This window comes from Siminovitchia fortis, from assembly GCF_007681465.1.
Taxonomy (GTDB): domain Bacteria; phylum Bacillota; class Bacilli; order Bacillales; family Bacillaceae_C; genus Siminovitchia; species Siminovitchia fortis.
The window spans coordinates 19,029-38,344 of sequence record NZ_VEKZ01000033.1; the positions used below are offsets into that span (position 1 = coordinate 19,029).

Sequence of the window (19,316 nt, forward strand, 5' to 3'; positions counted from 1 at the left end):
ACATTGGAAAGGAGTATGATTACACCAACAACTTCATAAATTAATGATTTCCCTAATAGTCGCTGAATCCGAATAGGAGCGGGGGAACCAACCGTGATCTTATTGATCACATGGGGTGAATCTCATTCAGAACTTGTGATTGTTCTGGATGAGTAGGGTGACTCTCATCACCCGAATCCGTCAGCTAACCTCGTAAGCGTCATGAGAGGAGGGGTTATTTGTTGTTGCCGAAAAACCAAAAGGATACCCTCCTGTTGGTTTTTTGCGCTCATGAATTGAATATTTTAGGAAAAAAATGATAACCTATTAAAGTTTGTAAATTGTTTTCATAGGAGGATAAAACCGTGTGGGATATTTTCGTGATTTTGTTACTAGCCGCAACTTTTGCTTCATTTTGCGGATTTGCGATTTGGTGTGATGATGTAGTCAATGGAGGAGAAGAAAAATGATGTGGATAATTGGAGCGATAACTTTGATGGTGTTGGTTTATCTGGTGTATGCATTGATATACCCTGAGAAATTTTAATTTACTTGAATGAGAAATGGAGGGTTTTTCAACTTATGGGATACGATATATTGCAGGTAATGATCGTCGTTCTTTTATTGATATTAATAGCAATGCCATTAGGCCGATATATGTATCTTGTGTTTTTCAAAGAAAAAAGCAAGCTAGATAAAGTGTTTTTCCCCATTGAAAAAGCAATTTATTGGACAGCTGGTCTTAAAAGTCTTGAAGCGACTGGATGGAAAAAATATACATTCACTTTACTTTCCGTCAATGCTGTTCTTTTAGGAATTTCTTATCTCGTGCTGAGATTACAAAAATATTTGCCTTTCAATTCTGCCAAGATTGATAACATGGAACCTACTCTCACTTTTAACACAGTGGTCAGCTTTATGACCAACACGAACTTACAACACTATAGCGGTGAGACAGGGCTTTCGATTTTATCCCAGATGATATTTGTCACAATGATGATGTTTACTTCTGCCGCTACTGGCATCGCTGTAGCGATGGCTGTCATTCGCGCTCTATCAACGAAAGGAAACGTTATTGGCAACTTTTTTCAAGATTTCATTCGAGCGAATGTGAGAGTTCTGCTCCCTCTTTCCGTCATTGTGACGCTTGTTCTTGTTGCGCTGGGCGTGCCGCAAACATTCGCTTCTAGTGCAACGGTCACTACATTGGAAGGGAAAGTACAAACATTAGCGTTGGGTCCTGTGGCATCGCTGGAATCGATTAAACATTTAGGAACGAACGGAGGAGGATTTTTCGGGACAAACTCTGCTCATCCTTTTGAAAACCCTAATCCTCTGACGAGCGTCATTGAAATGTTGTCGATGTGGTGCATTCCAGCGGCCATCCCATTTACTTATGGGCTGGCAGTGAAAAATCGTAAACAAGGTTGGGTTCTTTTCGGAACGATGTTAGCTATTTTCCTTGTACTGCTTTCTATCGTTTATAGTGCTGAGCAGTCTGGGAATCCTGCGCTTAATAAGATGGGCCTCTCTTCTTCCCAAGGAAATATGGAAGGAAAAGAAGTTCGGTTTGGTGTCGCATTGTCCAGCATGTTTACGGCAGTCACAACCTCTGCGACAACAGGATCGGTAAACAATATGCATGATACACTCACTCCAATTGGTGGATTGGTTCCACTTGTGGGGATGATGCTCAACAACGTGTTTGGCGGTGACGGTGTTGGTTTTGTCAATATATTAATGTATGCCATTCTCGCTGTCTTTTTAGCTGGGCTCATGGTAGGACGTACACCGGAATTTTTAGGCCGGAGAATTGAGCCGCGGGAAATCAAACTGATGGTGATTGCCCTCTTGACGCATCCATTCATTATTTTGGTTCCATCTGCGATTGCGTTTATGACGCATTTAGGTACGGATGCGATTAGCAACCCGGGCTTTCATGGGGTTTCGCAAGTCGTATATGAGTACACCTCATCAGCGGCAAATAATGGTTCTGGTTTTGAAGGATTAGGAGATAACACTCCATTCTGGAATATTTCGACAGGAATGGTCATGCTATTAGGAAGATATATTTCGATCATTGCTATGTTAGCCGTGGCGGGTTCATTGGTTCAAAAACAGCCTGTGCCGGAGACAATTGGTACGTTTCGGACAGACAACGCCACATTTGGGGTGATTTTGATTGGTACTGTATTAGTTATCGGAGCATTAACATTCTTCCCTGTACTTGTATTAGGTCCAATCGCTGAGTTTTTAACGATTCGTTAGAAGGAGGAAGAGATAAACATGAAATCTGAAATAAAAAAGCAGTCGCTTTTTCAGGGACCTATTGTACGACAAGCTGTTATTGACAGCTTTAAAAAATTAAATCCGCTTGTCATGATGCGCAATCCGGTCATGTTTGTTGTCGAAGTTGGAACCTTTATTATATTGTGGATGCTTTTCATGCCTCAATATTTTAACATACAAAATCGAGGATATGTGTTGGCTGTTTTTATCATCTTGCTGTTCACGATTCTGTTTGCAAACTTTGCCGAAGCGATTGCCGAGGGAAGAGGGAAAGCACAAGCGGATTCCTTAAAGAAAACCAAAGCCGATACGATAGCGAAACGAATCAATCATAAAGGTGAAATTGAAACCGTGTCGTCTACGCAGTTAAGGAAAGGCGATATTGTATTGGTCGAAGTTGGTGACATTATCCCCGGAGATGGGGAGATTATTGAAGGATTAGCGTCCATTGATGAATCAGCCATTACAGGGGAATCAGCTCCTGTCATAAAAGAAGCAGGAGGAGATTTTAGCTCGGTTACCGGTGGAACGAAGGTGGTCAGTGACTCGATTAAAGTGAGAATTACGGTGGATCCGGGTGAATCATTCTTAGATAAAATGATTTCATTAGTCGAAGGAGCTTCACGACAAAAAACACCAAACGAATTGGCGTTAAATACATTACTGATTACGCTTACTCTCATTTTCTTAATGGTTGTCATCACATTGATACCTATCGCCAGTTATGTAGGTATAAAATTACAGATCGTCACTTTAATTGCGTTGCTCGTTTGTTTAATTCCAACAACGATTGGCGGACTTCTTTCAGCGATTGGTATTGCCGGAATGGACCGTGTTACCCGCTTTAATGTGTTGGCCATGTCTGGTAAAGCCGTAGAAGCTGCAGGGGATATAAGTACCATTATTCTGGATAAAACGGGAACCATCACGTTTGGTAACCGGATGGCTTCACAGTTCATCCCCGTTGGTTCGGCAACTGAGGAAGATGCACGAGAAGCGGCGGTCCTCTCTTCTTTAAAAGATGAAACACCAGAGGGACGTTCTGTTTTAGAGTTGGCGAAAAATCAAGGATTTTCGATTGATCATTCTCAATATGAACAAGCCGAATTTATTCCATTTGCTGCTGAAACGCGGATGAGCGGCATGGATATTAATGGCGTTTCCTACCGCAAGGGAGCAGTGGATGCAATACAAAAATATGTTCAGCAATTAGGTGGCGAAATTCCGAACGATTTGAAAGAAAAAAGCGATCAAATAGCCAATCAAGGAGGAACGCCGTTAGCCGTTTCAGTAGGCAAGAAGATTGTAGGGATTATCTACTTGAAAGATACGGTTAAGCCGGGGATGCGAGAGCGATTTGAAGAACTTCGGAAGATGGGGATTAAAACGATTATGTGTACAGGCGATAACCCATTAACTGCGGCTACCATTGCGAAAGAAGCAGGAGTAGATGATTTTATTGCTGAAAGCAAACCAGAAGATAAAATTCGTGTGATTCGCGAAGAACAAGCAAAAGGTAACTTGGTGGCCATGACAGGGGACGGGACAAATGATGCTCCTGCTTTGGCACAGGCAGATGTGGGATTAGCGATGAACAGCGGAACGATTGCTGCGAAAGAAGCCGCCAACATGGTCGATCTTGATTCAGACCCAACAAAAATTATTGAAGTGGTCTCCATTGGTAAACAGTTATTGATGACACGCGGAGCCCTAACAACTTTTAGTATTGCGAATGATATTGCGAAATACTTTGCGATTTTACCAGCTATGTTTACGGTGGCCATTCCGCAAATGAAAGCTTTAAATTTTATGCACTTACATTCGCCTACGAGTGCCATTTTATCGGCATTAATCTTTAACGCGATTATTATCCCTTTATTAATTCCATTAGCGATGAAAGGGATTACCTATAAACCGATGCCAGCTGTGAAGCTATTGCGCCGCAACTTATTGATCTATGGTTTAGGTGGCGTGATCGCTCCATTTATCGGTATTAAGCTCATTGACCTTTTTGTCGGAATGTTCGTTTAATAGTAAAGGAGGAATGAGGTATATGAAATGTATTCGTTTGGCGATTGTGATGATACTTTTATTCGGTTTAGGCTATCCTGCCTTCATGACAGGAATTGCACAAACGCTCTTCCCTCATCAGGCGAATGGAAGCATTGTTTATAATGATGAAAACAAAGCTGTCGGCTCGGAGTTAATCGGTCAGTCGTTTCAAGATCCAAGATATTTTCATGGGCGTATCTCTTCCATTAATTTTGATGCAGCTGCTTCAGGTTCACCTAACTATGCCCCTTCTAATGAGGAAATGATTCAGCGAACAGAGAAGGCAGCCGAAGAATGGTTAAAGAAAAATCCCGGAAAAACGAAAGAAGAAGTTCCGTTAGATTTAATCACGAATTCCGGATCAGGGCTGGATCCTCATATCAGCCCTGCCGCGGCTTTCTTCCAAGTTCCTTCTGTTGCCAAAGCTACTGGTTTATCTGAAGAACAACTAAATAATTTGGTGAAAAAGCATATTGAAGGAAGAATGTTAGGAATTTTTGGAGAACCAAGAGTAAATGTATTAAAACTGAATATGGAACTGCAAAAGATGATTCAAAACAAGTCTTGATGAGAGGTTAATAAGGATATGGATAATGGAAGAAAATACAAAAGAATGAGCCCGGAAGAAATATTAAAGAAAATCGAAAAAATGAAAAAGGGCCGCCTCAAAATTTATATTGGGGCGGCTCCCGGTGTCGGTAAAACGTTTCATATGTTAAGGGACGCACATGACCTGAAAGCAAAAGGGGTTGACATTGTCATTGGATTAGTCGAAACTCATGGTCGTGCTGATACAGAAGCCGAAATCAAAGATTTAGAAATTATTCCGAAAAAAACGATTCATTACAAGGGACGCGAATTCCAAGAATTAGATGTGGAAGCCATTATTAAGCGAAATCCTGATGTCGTCATTATTGATGAGCTCGCAGCCCCCGGCTCAAAAAATAAAAAACGTTATCAAGATGTTCAAGAGATCCTACAAGCAGGGATTCATGTCTGGACGGCGATGAACATTCAACATTTAGAAAGTGTCCGAGACATTGTTCAACAGGTTACGGGTATACAAGTAAACGAAAGAGTCCCTGACTCCATACTAAAGGAAGCTGATGAAATAGAAATTATCGATGTCAGTCCAGAAACGCTCCTTGAGCGTATTAAAGAAGGAAAAGTATATAGTAAAGAAAAGATCCAACAAGCTCTCAATAATTTTTTTCGCAAAGGAAATTTAGTCGCTTTACGGGAGCTGGCACTGCGTGAAGTGGCCGATGACATTGATTTACGGCTAGAAAAAGAGAGAACGGAATTAGGCATTGAAGAACCATCAGGCATACACGAAAAAATTTTGGTGTGTGTGAACTACCGACCGAACGCAGAGAAATTAATTCGTCGAGGCTGGAGGATTGCCGATCGTTTAAATGCCGATCTCTATATTCTTCATATTAAACAATCAGGTCATCAAGACGAAAAAGTAATCCATGAGTGGAAAAATCTAGCTGAGCAATTTGGCGCCACATTTATTATTCAAGAAGCTAAATCAAGAAAAGTGGCTCAACAAATTGTAGAAGTGTGCCGCCAATATAAAATTACACAAATCGTTATGGGGATGTCCGCTCGGACGCGGTGGGAAGAGATTTGGAAAGGGTCAATTATTAATGTAATCATGCAGAAGCTGAAATATGTAGATGTTTTAATTGTATCGGATCGCTAATTTGATGTTGAAAGAAACTTATTACATGAAAAACTTTAGCTATTGTCAACCAAAGTTCGAATGTTATATGTTGGAATAATAAATAGTTCCTGTATTAGATGATGATAAAAACTCCGTCGGAATAAATTACGCTATTTTTAAAAGTTTTTTGGTCACAATCCGATCAGAAAGAAATTCTTTTTAAAACTTTTTTGTCATTACAATAAAAAACCCCCTTGAAAAATCAAGGAGTTTACGATGACTTTCTTAAAACTATTTTTGATAGAAGTTTTATCTAATGATAGATATATCGTAAAACGATCTATTCTCTACAAAGCCTTTCGCGGTAAATTAGAAAGTGCAATAGAGTTTTTGAAGGAACTTGTAAAATCCAAATAAAGGAAATTGAGTATACAACAATTTTGTCACTTTTTAATCGGCTGATTCAAAAAATTATAAAATGAGTATACAACTTTTTTGTTACACCGTTCATATTTCTGAACGGTGTTTTGCTTTTCAATGAACTTTTCAGTATACAACTTTTTTGTTACTTAACAGGCGTCTGAAAAGTTGAGACGTCCCCTTTGCGGCTTTCGCTAGAGTTTTTGCCGCAGATAAATTGCAACGAGGAGGCGCGTTTTGTAACCACCGCAGGGAAAGTTTTTAAGAGGATATTACTATAAGAAGTAAGGCTGTTCAGAAAGTGTTCGACTTTCTAGACAGCCTCGTTTTTTATTTTAAAATTATTTCATCTACTGAATAATTTTCAACTTATATTCACATAGTTTTCCATGAGAATAGAGTGAAAAATTTTTAGTACGACCATTTTTTCAGAGGTTTTTCATATTGCTTATTTACACTTCTATTAAAAATCAATATGAACAGGAGAAGATGTATGAAATATTTGAAATTATTGATGGCACTAACATTCTTTTTTACACTGATTTCTACGTCTAGTTACATTGCATTTGCCGATGATGATTTTGGGAAGCATCATGAGCATTACGAATGGGAGTATGGCAAAAAAGAACATATAGACGATCGCTATGAAGATGCAGGAGAAATGATTGGCTGGGGAACCGTTATCACATTTGCAGTGGCTGGGTTAATATTTCCAATGAGAAGATTAACAAAACCGATGATTACGACATTTCCGTCAATTAAGCAAGTTTATATATCGATCACGAAATTTTTAGGTAAATACCACATACTGATTGGAATTGCCACTCTCATTTTAGGTATCAGTCACGGAATTCTCATGTACCTTCATGAAGGAAGATTAGAAGATGAAGGGGTAAGTGGGTTAGTATCAATAATTGTATTTACAATAGCTGGTGTTATTGGGTTGATGTTATTTAAAAATAAAAAGGTTAAAAGCTTACGAACAACACATATGACGTTAATCGCTTTTTCAATAGTTATTGGTCTTTTCCATATTTTCATTTCCTAAAAATGTGAATTTAGTTGAGATCTCATTTGATTCGACAAAATACAAGGCGCGGTAAACAAGCTTTGCATCATTTCTCACACGATGCAAATGCAGTGCTGCCAGACATCCTTGTGGTATGACGAAATGTTTCATTGCTTCGCCCACTTGCCCGCTATAATAGTCGTACCGTGAGCTTAACCATTCAACATCTTCTTCCGTGATAGCCAGGTTGCCCCGAACAGAACCATTGGCGTGATACGTTAATTGCTGCAGGCGAATGAGATCATCTTTTATAATTTGTTCATGCTCTTTGGTTAAATAGGGAATCACCATGCCAATGCTGACAGTTAAAGCATCTGAAAGCACTTCATAATCCACTTTGCAGCTTTTTTCTTTCATATAGCTATAACAAATATAGCGTAAATCTTTTTTCATTGAATTTTACTCCTTCACTATGTTAATACATCAACAGGCATCATCTGTTTTTTCTTCGTTAAAGGTTCTTGATAAATGATGGATTTCACCTGAAATGTTTTGGCAATATTTTCGGTATTTAACGCGTCAGAAGGGGCATTATAAGCCACAAACTTTCCATCTTTTAAAAAAATACATTGGTCACAAATGCGGGTAGCTAAATTGATATCATGAATGGCTGCTATGACCGTTTTTCCTTCCTGTACGAGAGAATGAAGAATGTCCGTTACAATGACTTGATAGTAAATATCTAAGTCAGAAGTCGGTTCATCTAATAGTAAAATATCTGTTTCTTGAGCAATGGCTTTTGCTAAATAGACAAGCTGCCGTTCTCCTCCAGATAAAGAAGGGACAAATCGATGTTTCAAATGGCTGATGCCGACTTGCTCCAACGCTTTTTTGACGGCCAGCTGATCGGTTTTCATCCAGCGGGAAAACCGTTTTTTGTGTGGATAACGCCCCATTTCGACCACTTGTTGCACAGTAAAATTCGTCTCTAATGTGGTCGTTTGGGGCATATAGGTGATGCGTTTGGCGATTTCCATAGGTTTCAGCTGTCGAAGGGACCGATTAAAAATTTTAATGTCTCCGCTATCAATCCGATTAATGCCGGCCAAACATTTTAATAAGGTAGATTTTCCCGTTCCATTCGGTCCAATGAGGGCAATAAACTTCCCTTTTTCAACAGTGAAGGAAAGGTTATTAAAAATGGTTCGGGCATTTCGATGAAAGGTTAAAGATTGAATTTCAAGAGCCGTTTCATTCATAAAAGTCCCTCCATTTTTTTCTGGCGCAATATTAAGAAAATAAAATATGGAGCGCCTAAGAATGCAGTAATGATCCCAATTTGAATTTCAGCTGGGCGAATAACGAGGCGCGCGATTAAGTCAGCCAATGTTAAAAATAATGCACCACCTATCAGACTGGTTGGTATCAAATAACGATGGGTTGGCCCAATCAACAAGCGAATCATATGAGGAACAATTAAGCCGACAAATCCAATGGCGCCAGTCAAAGAGACGCAAACCCCTGTTAATAAAGAAGCGCTAATTAATAAAATGGTGCGTGTCCGTTGCACATGGATGCCCAAGTTTTTCGCTTCCTCTTCCCCAAGCAATAAAATATCCAACTGCTTGCGGTAGCTGAATATGAGAATATTGCAAAGGATAAAAGGGAGAATTAACAGCTTTACATCATCCCAATCCCGTCCATTTAAATTGCCCATAAGCCAGTATAGAATTTGCTGCAATTGGCCGTAACTCGCGTATGTAATAATAAGAGAACTGCAAGCGGAAATGAACGAACTGATGGCGACCCCTGTTAAAAGAAGAGTTAACATGGATGTTTTGCCGTTTGATGTAGAAATGATATAGACAAGAAGCAAAGTGAGGAGAGCCCCTAAAAAACCAAAGACAGGAACAAAAAAGGTACTGATATGGGATAATCCAAAATAAATAGCAATGACGCCTCCTAAAGAGCCTCCTGATGAGATGCCAATGATGCCCGGTTCTGCCATCGGATTGCGGAATAAGCTTTGCATGACCACCCCACACACAGCTAAACTGGCACCAACAATGCTTGCTACAATGACACGTGGCAAGCGAATATAAAGCAAAATCTGTTCAAAGGTAGAGTCCGTTTCAAAATAGGAAAAAGGAAGTTTCGCCAAAAAAACTTGAACGGTTTCAAAAAAGGGAATCGTCACGCCACCGAAACTCGTGGCGATGACGATACTGAATAGAAATAATATAAAACTGGCGATAAAAAAGACGGGCATTTTCAGTTGCTTCATCTTTTGTTACTCCTTAGATAAAATCGCAGCCATTTCTTCTGCTCCTTCGATTACATAGTGGGAGGCAGTGGTTACATTGGCGCTGTCTAGCACATAAATCTTATTGTTTTTAATAGCTGGCACGTCTTTTAGTGCAGGGTCTTTTTTCCATTCTGTTACGAAAGCCGGCTCCCCATTGTTTGTAGTAGACCCCCAGGCAGTTGTAAAAATCACATCTGGTTTTAATTGAACCAATACCTCTTTTGAAATTTCCGGGTAGTCAGGGTAGGATTCGCCTAAAATCCCTGCTTCCGATACAACATTAATTCCGCCGGCTAATTTAATCATTTCACCGATTGTGGTATTGTCTGTCACACTGGAGGAGTATTCCGTGTAATAAAGAACGCGAGGTTTATTTTCTTTTTTGTCCGCTTTTTCTTTTAATGCATCGATTCGTTTTTGAATATCCGCGATTAAGTTATTCGCTTTTTCTTGTTCTCCGACAATTTTCCCCAGCGTTTCAACGGTTTTTAAAATACCTTCAAAGGAAGTGTCATCGATGACTTGGAATGTTGTAATTCCGGCATTTTCTAATTGATTCAATACATCTGGATTAACGTAAGAAGGAATAATCACCAAATCTGGCTTTAATGCTAAAATTTGCTCGGCTGTTACGGTTTCAAATTTCGTTTCAATTGAATCGGTTTTGCCTGCAACATTGGAAATCGCTGGATCACTAGAAATCGCTGTGACGCCTACAAGATTTTCAGAAGGTACTAAATCCACCAGCAATTCATCGACAGCTAAAGCAGTCGAAACAATACGTTTCGGTTTTTCCGTAATGGTAATTTCCTTACCACGGCCATCTGTCACCGTCAGCGGATAAGCCGATTGTTTAGCTTGTTCGGATGGTTGATTTGTCGAATTTTCATCATCATTGTTGGCAGTATCGGTATTACAAGCTGTTAAAAATAATAAAAGCAATATGGGTAGTAGCAATTTGGTGAATTGATTCATCACAAATCTCCTTTTCTATAAAATTTTTTATATGTTTAGTGTGGCCACACATTAAACCAAAATAAAACAATCATGAATTTTCATTCACAACCCTGGCATGAAAATGGATATTTCTTTCCCATAATGTAGATAACACAAACAGTTAACAATACGTAGGCTTTTATGGTGGATGATACCCTGAATAAAAAACTGTTTGAGTGGATTTGGTGAACAACCCATTGTTAGCTCATTCATTTGGAATGATGACTACGTACAGAAAAATGCTTATATTTCAAATTCACTCGCTGTTTGTGAATCTACTTTATGGGAGGGATTATATTGGATGTACTGATGACACGTTGTGCAGGATTAGATGTACATGCTGAAACAATTGTTGCTTGTGTCATGATTGGCGAACAGGACGATGAATTATTCATTGGAACAGAAACTTTCCCCACTTTAACAAAGGATCTCTTTCGTTTACTAAAGTGGTTGGAAAACCATGGCATTACGCACATTGCGATGGAGAGTACTGGAGTTTATTGGAAACCTGTTTATAACATTTTGGAGGATTACTTTGATATTACATTAGCGAATGCTCAAAGAATCAAGAATGTCCCTGGAAGAAAAACAGATGTTTCGGATGCAGAGTGGATTGCGAAGTTATTGCGTTATGGACTGATTGAAAAAAGTTTTGTTCCACCAGAAGATATACGAAACCTTCGTGATTTAACTCGGCTTCGTAAAAAATGGATCGGCCATTTGACTTCAGAAAAAAATAGGATTCTGAAAGTATTAGAATGCTCAAATGTTAAACTAAATTCAGTTATTTCAGATGTGTTTGGTGTGTTTATGGCAAACTAAAAATGTAACGTTTGGCAATTAATTTATGCAGGTCCTATAAAACAAAAAAACCACTTGCCAACATTCCCCAAATACACTACCCTCCTAGTTGGACAAAACAGTTCAACGGGAGGTATTCAAGGAGATGTTAGCAGTGGCTGAAATTCATTATATCAGATATGAAGCAAACCAAAAAGGATGTTCCTATTCCGATATTGCCAAAAGAATGAATCGTGATCCAAGAACAGTGAAGAAGTATGCGGAAATGGAAGACTTCAATCCCTCAAAAGTTAAACAAACGAGAAAAGCGAAAGTGATGGATCCAGTGAAACCGATATTGGATCAATGGATTAAAGAGGACTTGACAAAGAAGAAAAAATATCGAAGAACTGCGAAACGAATGTATGAAATCTTAAAAGAAGAATATGGATTTACAGGTTCAGATCGTTCTGTTCGGCTCTATGTATCAAAAAGAAAACAAGAACTGCTCGAACAAAGTGAATCAGCTGCGTTACCTTTAGCATCGAAACCTGCAACGGCTCAAGTTGATTTTGGAGAAGCTCCTTTTCTCTATCAGGGGAAATACGTCGATTTTCCTTACCTGGTCGTTTCATTCCCTTACAGTAATGCGGCCTATGTGCAAGTCATGCCAGCTCAAAATCAAGAATGTTTCTTGGAAGGATTAAAACGAATCTTTCACTATATGGGAAGGGTTCCAAGGGTCATTCGTTTTGATAATCTCTCCCCTGCCGTAAAAACGATCTTGCCAAACGGAGAAAGAGAATTGACAGAGACATTTCAACGATTCGTTTTACATTATGGCTTTGAATGCGAGTTCTGCAACCCAGCCAGCGGAAATGAAAAAGGGAATGTCGAATCAAAGGTGAAATATATTCGAAACCATTTCTTTTTACCTGAACAAACAATCTATCAACTAGAAAGTTTTAATGAATCTTTATGGGAGAAATGTGAGAAGGACTGGAATCGTCCGCATTATGAGAAGGAGCGACTCATCGCTGAATTATTTGAAGAAGAACAAGCGTTATTTCTTCAATTGCCAGCCAAAGAATTTGAATGTGTCCGATATGAGCAGGTCACGGCTGATAAGTACGGTTTCATCCATTTAGAAAACAATTTATATTCCACGTCTCCCCGTTTTGCCAAACAAAAGGTTTTGGCAAAGATCTCTTATCATGAGATTGCCATTTTAACAGAAGAGCATGAGCTGATTATCAAGCACGAGCGTTTATATGGCACAAAACAAAAATCAATGAAATGGCAACCATATCTTACGTTAATGGCCAAAAGGCCAAATGCATTAAAATATACGGATTTCTATGAAAAGATGCCGGAAGAATGGAAAAATTATTTTTCCAATTGTACCGTTCAAGAAAAGAAGGAAGCATTACAACTACTAGCTGTTTTACTAAAAGAACATGATTTCGAAGTTTCGACACAGGCTTTGAGGATTGCCTCCCAGTATGGTCATCCGAAAGTAGAATCGATTAAACAGGTATTTTATCAATTAATCAATGGAAGAGGTATACGAGAGCCAATTCAACCGAAAAAACACGTTCCAGATATGCCGGAAGCCATCCGAGGAGTAAGGCATTATGACCGCCTATTCGAATCCCAAGGAGATGTGGCATCATGGAACAAATGATTAAGGAATATGCCAAAAGACTAAAATTAAGCTGGATTCCAGCCAATTACCATACCATCCATGCGGAAACAAATGAGGAATTTTTACTGAAGCTGTTTGAACGAGAAGTGCAGCATCGAGATGAGAGAAGGATAAATTTACTACTAAAACAGGCGACATTGCCGAAAATTCCAAATAAACCTTATGATTGGCGGGAGATTCAACTAGCCCCAGGCATCACAAAAGATTATATTTTAGAAGGTGAGTTTACGAAAAATCAGGAAAACCTTATCTTCTATGGCGGAGTGGGAACCGGTAAAACATTCCTTTCCACTCTCATCGCCCTCAATTTGATGAAAAAACAAGGAAAAAGAGTGAAGTTCTATACGGCCGCCTCCATTGTCAATGCTTTATTGGAGGCCAATGAAAAAGGTGACCTTGGTAAATTTCTCAATCAAATCGAAAAGTTGGATCTCTTGATTCTTGATGAATTGGGCTATATTCCATTGCATAAACAGGGGGCAGAGTTATTATTTCAAGTTATTTCCATGTGTTATGAAACCAAAAGCATCATTGTGACAACCAATTTACCTTTTAGCCAATGGAATAATGTCTTTGGCGATCCCATTTTAACAGAGGCCGTCATTGATCGGCTGATTCATCATTCTCATTTAATCATCTTCAATGGTGAAAGTCACCGATACAAAGACTCAATCTCTCAACGTTAACCATGGAATTTGGCAAGTGTATGTATGCATTTTTAATTGCCATTTCATACATTTTCTACTTGCCAAAAACACCTGCTGCCTGTAAATTCAAAGTTGCGGTGTTCGGTGTTCTTCCTGTGGCAACTAGCAATTGATCTGCTTCAATGATTCGCTTCTTTCCATTAACCTCGACATGAACCTTTTTAACGTCCCCATCTTGTTCGATTCGTTCAAAGGATGCTCCTGTCACTAAATTGACCCCTTGTTCTGTTAAGGCTTGTGTAATGGCTTCTGAGATTTCAGGATCGTATTCCTTTAACAGACGCGTGCTTCTTTGCATCAATGTGACTTCTGAGCCAAGATTGTGGAATAGTTGCCCTAATTCCATGCCGATATAGCCGGAGCCGATGACGGTAAGACGCTTTGGAACCTTCTTTAATTCAAGAAGCGTGGTGCTTGTTAAATAATCGACCTCATCTAGGCCAGCAATATTTGGCATAGCTGGGGAAGCACCTGTCGCGATTAAAAATCGTTTGGCAGATAACTTCATGCCGTTCACTTCAACGGTTTTTTCGTCCACGAATTTCGCATCGCCTTTGATTAACTCAAAGCCATAGTCATCAATTAAATCCACATACTTTGCATTTCGAAGATTCGTGACCAGCTTATTTTTCTGCTTTATCAATGGTGCCAAATCCACATTATCGGCTGAAGTGTGCAATCCCACAAATGGATTGTTTCTTGCTATATGATTGATTTCACCAGCTCTTAACAGCGTTTTTGACGGAACACAGCCGATGTTCACGCAAGTTCCACCTACTGTTCCACGTTCGATGATCGCCACTTTTGCGTCATATTTTACGGCTTCAATGGCAGAAGAAAAGGAAGCCCCACCAGAGCCAATAATGATGTAGTCATAGTCGTAATTACCTTCATCACCTAAACTTACATCTGGCTTTTCTTGCGATTGTGCTTGTATTTCTTCTGCTTCTCCTGGTTGATATTTTGCATCAGCAATTGCTTTTTTGGCTGTTTCCAGCTTTACATCATTCGGCAATTCAAATACAGCTTCTCCAAGGCCAAAATCGGTGTTAATTCCCTTTGCACCAATATTTTCAAGAGCGACAGCTACATGTTGTTCACAACCAGTGCAGGTCATTCCTTGAACATTCATCCGATACTTCCTCATTAAATTACTGGTCATTTCAGGTTTTTGAACTTCTTCTGCTTGTCCCGGTTGATAGTTTGCGTCAGTAATCGCCTTTTTTGCTGATTCAACCTCCACATCATTAGGAAGCTCAAATATAGCTTCACCACGACGAAAATCGACTTCAACCCCTGTAGCACCGGTGTTCTTAAGCGCTATTGCTACATGCTCTTCACAACCGGTACATGTCATTCCTTGAACGTTTACTCGATATCTTTTCATATCAAATTCCTCCTTTACTCGATTCCAAGCCCGAAATCTGAAACTGCTGTCTTGATTGCCTGTAAATCCGTCTTCTTATCATCAAAGGAAACCGTCACTTCTGCCGTGCTTCCACTGACTTTAATGGTGGATTTACCAACACCCTCTACCTGTTCCATTACATCTTTTACAACAGAAGGTGGACAACAATCCATTCCCAAAACGGTGAATGTCCCTGTTTTATTTGTTACAACTGTAGTTTTTTGTTCCTTCTGAGGATCTATAGTATTTTGTGCTTCTTTTTCATTGCTACACGCAGTAACCAGTAAAAGAAGGGATAATAGCATTATACTCCTGATTATTTGTACCCTCGTATAACTCATTTTTATATTCCACCTTCAACTAGAAATAAAAAAAGAAACATGCCGAAAACGAAAAACGTCGTGATCCATAAGCCCAGGACAGAACTCTTTCTTTTTCCCTTTCTCCCATAAACCATATAAAAGGAGTAAGCAAGAAGTATGATGGTAACAATGCTGAACATTAACCGATATTTTAGTGAGTAAAAAGCTAATGCTCCAGCAAATCCTGTTAGTCCTAGAGGTATGAAAATAAGTGGACCCAGGCAGCATGCAGCCATAGCAAAAGCCGAAAATACAGTAGCGAACTGTGATACTTTTTCCTTCATGATTTAAACCTCTCCATACTGCAACAATCATGCATTGCTGTTTCTTTCTGTGATTCATTTTTTACTTCTGGATCAGCTTTTCTCCAAACCCTGAACAGAGCAAAAACAAATAATAGGCCCATCACTATGAAAATTACATCATTAAATTCTATAAAATATGATCCCAGAGCTGTACCTGCGAACAACGGAAGGAGTAAAAAGAGGTGACACGGGCATGTAATTAGTGCAACAAGAAGCCAAGCTGAACGTTTAATTGTGTTTTTCATGTTGTATCACCTCTTTATTTTTTCATCAATGTTTCAATAATGGGACATTCAAAAATATCTTTATTTTCAGGACATCTTTCTTTGAGGTCCATCAGCATTTGTTCAATTCTTTTGAGGTCTTCAATTTTATGTTGAATGTCCTCTATCTTAAGAACAGTGAAATCATACATATCACTGCACTTTGCTTCATCACGATCGACAACTCCTAATAATTTGTCAATTTCATTTAAGGTAAAGCCCAGTTCCTGCATCCTTTTTATGAAATTTACTCGATCGACCGTTTGTTGAGAATACGTACGGTAGCCATTTTCAGTTCGAACAGGCTCTGGAATTAAGCCTAAACGCTCATAGTATCTAATTGTCTCCTTGTTAACGCCACACTTGTCAGCCAGTTCTCCAATACGAAATTGCATTTATTTCACCTCAGATAGAGTATACACCCTGTACTTAGGTACGGGGTCAATATATATTGTACTTCATTGCATGAGGTTCTACTCTGCATTACAGCCAGATAACATGCCGCCAAATATAGCAGCCCCAACCTCATAGGCTTCCGAAAGAGTCAGCTTGTCCTTTGCCATCGTTGAATTTTTTGCATTCGCTTTTTGCCAATGTTCCTCAGAGCAATAAAATTGTATTGCTGGACAACAGCTGGAGGAAATGGACATTGGCTCACTCGGTCCACAAGAAGAATCGCAGCATGCGTTGGCAGCATCCGTTGTTCCCAAGCCTACAACAACGGTGCCAAGATTGGTAACGGGAACGTTGTCTTTCACATCGATGGTGATCTTTTCACCGCAAAATGCACATTCAGACTCAATCACGGCATCCGTAAACATGGATGGAATGCCTAGAGCATCAATTGCACACATGGAATAAGCTGGTGCCATACCAGCCAATGTGACTCGATGTGGGGTGGGAACTCCAGAGAAAGGATATGCCACTGTAACATCTCCAGATTTGTGGTCCCAGTGAATTAAGTCCAATTCCCTCAAACGCTGAAGAGTAGATTTCATATCGATTTCGGTTTGTCCCTCCATTGCGGTTATATTATTGATATTGACGATTTTTCCCTCTGCCATGGAAAGAAGGATATCTGTACGAATTAGGTTGTCGGCAGGAGACAGGTTACTGATTTTTTCCTCAAATCCTCCTTTTGGCAAACCGAGTGATTGTAACACCTTGTCCTTTATTGAAGCATTGATATGATTTTCGCTCATGTTGTTACCTCCTTTATTGAGTATTTGAGTTATTTTTCTTTTATAGTTTAAACCTCGTACTATGGTACAGGGTCAATAATTATTTCTTGAAATTTAATTTAGACTTTCTGCTCTTACCTCTATATAAACATGGTGGTAACTGTAAAACAGTTATGAAAAAGAAGTTGCACAAATCAACACCCAACAGTTCCCATAGACTTTTTATCTATTAACCCATTAAAATTATATTAGGTGATTTCATGTCATTTATTACACCAATGTTATTAGAAAAAACGGAACAGCCATTTGATGATACAAACTATATTTTTGAGCCTAAGATGGACGGCATTCGCTTACTTGTTAGTAAAGTAGGTGATCAGACCCGCTTGTGGACCCGGCATAAGAACGAGATAACGCAACGCTTTCCCGAATTACTTGATGTGCCGGTAGATACTGACGTTATCCTAGACGGAGAGCTCGTTTGTGTGGACCCTGAAACTGGAACCATTGATTTTGAACTGATTATGGAACGCTTTTCTGCAAAAAAGTCGGACAAAATCAAGATATTACAAAAGCAATTGCCGGTTGAGTATGTCGTTTTTGATATTCTGCACTATGATGGAACAGACTTACGCTCCATACCTCTTTTAGAACGTAAGGCTATTTTGAATGAAGTAATGCATGAAAATGCTTTTTACAAGAAAATTAGCTATATTGAGGATCGGGGTACTGATTTATTTGCTGCAGTTGAACAGATGAAGTTGGAAGGCATGGTATGTAAGTATAAAAACAGTAAATATGTCAGTAAGAGAAGTAAGCATTGGCTTAAATTGATCAACTGGATGTATGAAGACGTTTATATAACTGGATACCGGAAGGATGAATTTGGATGGCTGTGTTCCAGGCAAGAAGGGGACAAATTTATACCGATAGGTATAATAGAACTGGGGACAAATCCACAAATTCGGAAGGCTTTCTATAACATTTCTAAACAACTTATTACTAAAGAGGACGATAAGTTCGTTGAGCTTGAACCGGTATTACGATGTCGTGTGAAATTTCGTAATTTCACACGGAAGGGTTTGCTACGCTCGCCTTCATTTTGTGAGTTTTTATATTAGGGAAACCTCCGGTTGATCTGGAGGTTTCCTTTTATTGTGGTTATCTAAATTGTTTTATATACCTCTGCATACGCTACTTTTAATTGGTCTCGTAAGTCCTTCTTCTCCTGCTCTAATCGCTTAACTTTCCGCTTTAATGATTCGATAATTGCGTCTTTATTATTTTCATTTATTTCATACTTAACTTGCTTCGCAGAAGGGCTCTTTATCTGCTGCTGACGTAGTGTTTCAATTCGCTCACGTAGTGTCACATTATTATATAGCGTAGCCTTTGCCACTCCGGCCTCACTGGCTACACTATTAAAATTAATTCCTTGATTAGCTCTAACGAGCCTTTTAATAGCATCATCTACTTTACTCACGGTAATGGCTTTTCGACTTTCGTGAATTTGCTTTAAGTGTTTCTTACGGTCATATTCTGCCATATTATACCCCTTGCTTACGTTTTATTCTTTCGATTCGTCCAAATATTATATTTCCTTGTTTAATCGTATTGTAAATATCTTGTAGTCTATCTAAATTCTTCTGGTTTTTTTGTGCTATCTCTTCACGCCCATATTGTTTCGCTACTTCAACCATCTTAGAAGTGGATTGAATGTGAATTTCATATTTTGCTACATCCATTTCTGAAAGTCCTACTGCCAGGTCCTTACATGGGCTGCCACCATTACTGTAAAGAATCACTTTGTTCCGTCAAAAACAGGCCTTCTTTATTCAAATTCCTTCAGCGTGATTTCTGTACTTCCCTGAAATAATATGCTAAAT

20 protein-coding genes, 2 pseudogenes and 1 riboswitch are annotated in these 19,316 nt (G+C 39.1%); of the genes and pseudogenes, 10 read left to right on the top strand and 12 right to left on the bottom strand.

Going from position 1 to position 19,316, the window contains the following annotated elements; all coding sequences use genetic code 11:
- Positions 1–50: 50 nt before the first annotated feature.
- Positions 51–213: riboswitch (cyclic di-AMP (ydaO/yuaA leader) on the top strand.
- 235 nt (positions 214–448) lie between these two features.
- From kdpF to FS666_RS11620, 6 genes are all read left to right on the top strand, one after another.
- Positions 449–526 carry a K(+)-transporting ATPase subunit F gene (gene kdpF / locus FS666_RS20655; protein WP_369008225.1) on the top strand — a complete coding sequence of 26 codons (78 nt, stop codon included), beginning with the start codon at positions 449–451 and terminating at the stop codon, positions 524–526.
- A 35-nt stretch (positions 527–561) separates the two neighbouring features.
- Positions 562–2,247, top strand: coding sequence for a potassium-transporting ATPase subunit KdpA (gene kdpA, locus FS666_RS11600; RefSeq protein WP_117017002.1), 1,686 nt, complete (start codon positions 562–564; stop codon positions 2,245–2,247).
- Between the two features lie 18 nt (positions 2,248–2,265).
- The gene (gene kdpB / locus FS666_RS11605; protein ID WP_144462669.1) at positions 2,266–4,299 is read left to right on the top strand and encodes a potassium-transporting ATPase subunit KdpB; all 2,034 of its coding nucleotides are present in this window, start codon (positions 2,266–2,268) and stop codon (positions 4,297–4,299) included.
- Positions 4,300–4,321: 22 nt separating this feature from the next.
- The gene (gene kdpC, locus FS666_RS11610; RefSeq protein WP_144462671.1) at positions 4,322–4,888 is read left to right on the top strand and encodes a potassium-transporting ATPase subunit KdpC; all 567 of its coding nucleotides are present in this window, start codon (positions 4,322–4,324) and stop codon (positions 4,886–4,888) included.
- An 18-nt stretch (positions 4,889–4,906) separates the two neighbouring features.
- Positions 4,907–6,028: a KdpD-like non-kinase potassium sensor gene (gene kdpDN / locus FS666_RS11615; protein WP_144462673.1), complete on the top strand. Its 1,122-nt coding sequence runs from the start codon at positions 4,907–4,909 to the stop codon at positions 6,026–6,028.
- 874 nt (positions 6,029–6,902) lie between these two features.
- Positions 6,903–7,457 (top strand): hypothetical protein, encoded by a 555-nt coding sequence (locus FS666_RS11620; RefSeq protein ID WP_144462675.1) that lies wholly within the window; start codon positions 6,903–6,905, stop codon positions 7,455–7,457.
- On the opposite strand, the gene FS666_RS11625 is transcribed toward FS666_RS11620, so the two are convergent.
- Genes FS666_RS11625 through FS666_RS11640 form a run of 4 tightly spaced genes read right to left on the bottom strand, consistent with a single transcriptional unit; the run spans position 7,419 to position 10,698 of the window.
- On the bottom strand, positions 7,419–7,871 hold the full coding sequence (locus tag FS666_RS11625; RefSeq protein WP_144462677.1) for a cobalamin adenosyltransferase family protein: 453 nt from the start codon (positions 7,869–7,871) through the stop codon (positions 7,419–7,421). The genes FS666_RS11620 and FS666_RS11625 overlap by 39 nt on opposite strands.
- A gap of 17 nt (positions 7,872–7,888) precedes the next feature.
- Positions 7,889–8,677 carry an ABC transporter ATP-binding protein gene (locus FS666_RS11630; RefSeq protein ID WP_144462679.1) on the bottom strand — a complete coding sequence of 263 codons (789 nt, stop codon included), beginning with the start codon at positions 8,675–8,677 and terminating at the stop codon, positions 7,889–7,891.
- Positions 8,674–9,702: a FecCD family ABC transporter permease gene (locus FS666_RS11635; RefSeq protein WP_144462681.1), complete on the bottom strand. Its 1,029-nt coding sequence runs from the start codon at positions 9,700–9,702 to the stop codon at positions 8,674–8,676. The genes FS666_RS11630 and FS666_RS11635 overlap by 4 nt, the downstream gene beginning before the upstream one ends.
- A 6-nt stretch (positions 9,703–9,708) precedes the next feature.
- Positions 9,709–10,698 (bottom strand): ABC transporter substrate-binding protein, encoded by a 990-nt coding sequence (locus tag FS666_RS11640; RefSeq protein ID WP_144462683.1) that lies wholly within the window; start codon positions 10,696–10,698, stop codon positions 9,709–9,711.
- A gap of 318 nt (positions 10,699–11,016) precedes the next feature.
- Here FS666_RS11640 and FS666_RS11645 point away from each other — a divergent pair.
- The 3 genes and pseudogenes from FS666_RS11645 to istB all read left to right on the top strand — a co-directional run.
- A pseudogene (locus FS666_RS11645) lies at positions 11,017–11,526 on the top strand (IS110 family transposase); the annotation flags it as partial.
- A gap of 139 nt (positions 11,527–11,665) precedes the next feature.
- Positions 11,666–13,183, top strand: a complete 1,518-nt coding sequence (gene istA, locus FS666_RS11650) for an IS21 family transposase (protein WP_144462667.1) — start codon at positions 11,666–11,668, stop codon at positions 13,181–13,183.
- On the top strand, positions 13,171–13,890 hold the full coding sequence (gene istB, locus FS666_RS11655) for an IS21-like element helper ATPase IstB (RefSeq protein WP_013399917.1): 720 nt from the start codon (positions 13,171–13,173) through the stop codon (positions 13,888–13,890). Before istA ends, istB begins: the two co-directional genes overlap by 13 nt.
- A 67-nt stretch (positions 13,891–13,957) precedes the next feature.
- Here istB and FS666_RS11660 read toward each other — a convergent pair.
- The 6 genes and pseudogenes from FS666_RS11660 to FS666_RS11685 form a co-directional block, all read right to left on the bottom strand.
- Positions 13,958–15,058: pseudogene (locus FS666_RS11660) on the bottom strand (FAD-dependent oxidoreductase); the annotation flags it as partial.
- A gap of 254 nt (positions 15,059–15,312) precedes the next feature.
- Positions 15,313–15,660 carry a mercury resistance system substrate-binding protein MerP gene (merP, locus tag FS666_RS11665; RefSeq protein WP_144462685.1) on the bottom strand — a complete coding sequence of 116 codons (348 nt, stop codon included), beginning with the start codon at positions 15,658–15,660 and terminating at the stop codon, positions 15,313–15,315.
- A gap of 2 nt (positions 15,661–15,662) precedes the next feature.
- A complete protein-coding gene (merT, locus tag FS666_RS11670) occupies positions 15,663–15,965 on the bottom strand; it encodes a mercuric transport protein MerT (RefSeq protein ID WP_144462687.1) in 303 nt (100 codons plus the stop codon).
- On the bottom strand, positions 15,962–16,231 hold the full coding sequence (locus FS666_RS11675) for a hypothetical protein (protein ID WP_144462689.1): 270 nt from the start codon (positions 16,229–16,231) through the stop codon (positions 15,962–15,964). Before FS666_RS11675 ends, merT begins: the two co-directional genes overlap by 4 nt.
- A 14-nt stretch (positions 16,232–16,245) precedes the next feature.
- A complete protein-coding gene (gene merR1 / locus FS666_RS11680) occupies positions 16,246–16,644 on the bottom strand; it encodes a mercury resistance transcriptional regulator MerR1 (RefSeq protein WP_144462691.1) in 399 nt (132 codons plus the stop codon).
- A gap of 78 nt (positions 16,645–16,722) precedes the next feature.
- Positions 16,723–17,451, bottom strand: coding sequence for an alkylmercury lyase family protein (locus FS666_RS11685; protein WP_144462693.1), 729 nt, complete (start codon positions 17,449–17,451; stop codon positions 16,723–16,725).
- A gap of 239 nt (positions 17,452–17,690) precedes the next feature.
- Between FS666_RS11685 and FS666_RS11690 the strand changes: the two genes are divergently transcribed.
- Positions 17,691–18,551 carry an ATP-dependent DNA ligase gene (locus tag FS666_RS11690; protein ID WP_144462695.1) on the top strand — a complete coding sequence of 287 codons (861 nt, stop codon included), beginning with the start codon at positions 17,691–17,693 and terminating at the stop codon, positions 18,549–18,551.
- 44 nt (positions 18,552–18,595) lie between these two features.
- Here the strand turns inward: FS666_RS11690 and FS666_RS11695 are convergent, their stop codons facing one another.
- A complete protein-coding gene (locus tag FS666_RS11695; protein ID WP_144462697.1) occupies positions 18,596–18,976 on the bottom strand; it encodes a DUF6262 family protein in 381 nt (126 codons plus the stop codon).
- A 1-nt stretch (position 18,977) separates the two neighbouring features.
- Positions 18,978–19,175, bottom strand: a complete 198-nt coding sequence (locus FS666_RS11700; protein WP_244943902.1) for a hypothetical protein — start codon at positions 19,173–19,175, stop codon at positions 18,978–18,980.
- Positions 19,176–19,316: the final 141 nt, after the last annotated feature.